Here is a 1,623-nt window from a genome sequence, read left to right as displayed (position 1 = left end):
ACCGGATCGCCGGGCGCCACGCCGTGCGCCTGCAGCGCGGCGGCGTCGAGCCCGTCGAGCGGCGCGTTGCGGGCGCCGGTGGCGTGCGCCCCGGCGAACTCCGCTGGAGAGCGCACGTCGATCAGCGCCGCGCGGGGATCGCGCGCGCTCTTGGCCAGATAGGCGCCCGGATCAACGGTTCCGAAGCTCATGCCCTTATGTCCTCGTCAGCCCGTGCAGCGCGCGGATAAAGACGTCGACCTCCTCCCGCGTGTTGTAGAAGGCGAGCGACGCGCGCACCGACTTGTCTACGCCGAAACGGCGTAGCGCCGGAAGCGCGCAGTGGTGGCCGGCCCGCACCGCCACGCCCTGGGCGTCGAGATGCTTGGCCACGTCCGCGTCGTCCACGCCCGCGAGCTTGAAGGACAGAACGCTCGCCTTCTCCCGCGCCTCGCCGAGGATGCGCACGCCCCGCACGGAACGCAGCGCGGTCTGGGCGTAGTCGAGCAGATCGTGCTCATAGGCCGCGATCGCCGGCAGGCCGACGCCGAGCAGGTAGTCGAGCGCGGCCCCAAGGCCCACGGCGCCCGCGATGTCCGGGGTTCCCGCCTCGAACTTCTCGGGGATGCCCTTGTAGACCGTGCGGGCGAAGGTGACGTCCTCGATCATGTGGCCGCCGCCCTGCCAGGGCGGCAGTTTCTCCAGCAGATGCGCCTTGCCGTAGAGCGCGCCGATGCCCGTGGGGCCGAACACCTTGTGCCCGGAGAACACGAGGAAATCCGCGTCCAGCGCCTGCACGTTCAGCGGGATGTGCGGCGAGGACTGGGCGGCGTCCACCAGCACCGGCACGCCATAGGCGTGAGCGAGCGCGATCACCTGCGCCACCGGGTTCACGGTGCCGAGCGCGTTCGCCACATGGGTGATGGAGACGATGCGGGTGCGCCCCGAGATCAGCGCCGCCGCCTGCTCCAGCACGATGTCGCCCCGGTCGTCCACGGGGATCACCTTCAGCGTCGCGCCGGTGCGCTCCGCCACCAGCTGCCACGGCACGATGTTGGCGTGGTGCTCGATCTGGCTGACGAGGATCTCGTCGCCGGGCTTGAAATCCGCGCCGAGGCTGTTGGCGACCAGATTGATCGCCTCCGTCGTGCCGCGCACGAACACGATCTCCCGCGACGAGGCGGCGCCGAGGAAATCGCGCACCTTGTCGCGCGCGCCCTCGAACAGGTCGGTGGCGCGGGCGGCGAGCGTGTGCGCGGCCCGGTGGATGTTGGAGTTGTCCCGGCCGTAGAAGGACGAGGTGGCGTCGATCACGCTCTGCGGCTTGTGGGTGGTGGCCGCGTTGTCGAGCCAGATCAGCGGACGGCCGTTCACCGTCTGGTGCAGCGCGGGGAAGTCGCGGCGCACGCCCTGCACGTCCAGCGGACGCGGCGCGGCGGACGTGTGCGCCTCAGGCGCGGTGCGGGCGTAGGCCTGCGTCACCCCGCGGGAGGAGGCGGGCTTCAAGAAGTAATAGTCCGAGGCGAAGGGCTCGTCGCCATGGGCGCCGTAAGCGGCGTCCACCACCCGCAGGCGGTCGGACGCAGGCGCCGCGGCGGCGGGATCGAGCCCGCCGACGGTCGGCGCGACGCCGGCCGCGTGGGG

General features: G+C 71.7%; 2 protein-coding genes. Both read right to left on the bottom strand.

The window, feature by feature from the left end:
- On the bottom strand, nt 1–191 hold a 191-nt coding region (locus ACFQ4O_RS17365), incomplete at its 3' end, for a rhodanese-like domain-containing protein (RefSeq protein ID WP_378777615.1).
- A 4-nt stretch (nt 192–195) separates the two neighbouring features.
- Nucleotides 196–1,623 (bottom strand): SufS family cysteine desulfurase (locus tag ACFQ4O_RS17360; RefSeq protein WP_378777612.1); only part of this gene is annotated, 1,428 nt, incomplete at its 5' end.

Source organism: Methylopila musalis, from assembly GCF_042679725.1.
Lineage (GTDB): Bacteria > Pseudomonadota > Alphaproteobacteria > Rhizobiales > Methylopilaceae > Methylopila > Methylopila musalis.
The sequence above is the reverse complement of the archived record's forward strand: the minus strand, read 5'-3'. Positions and strand labels throughout refer to the sequence as shown.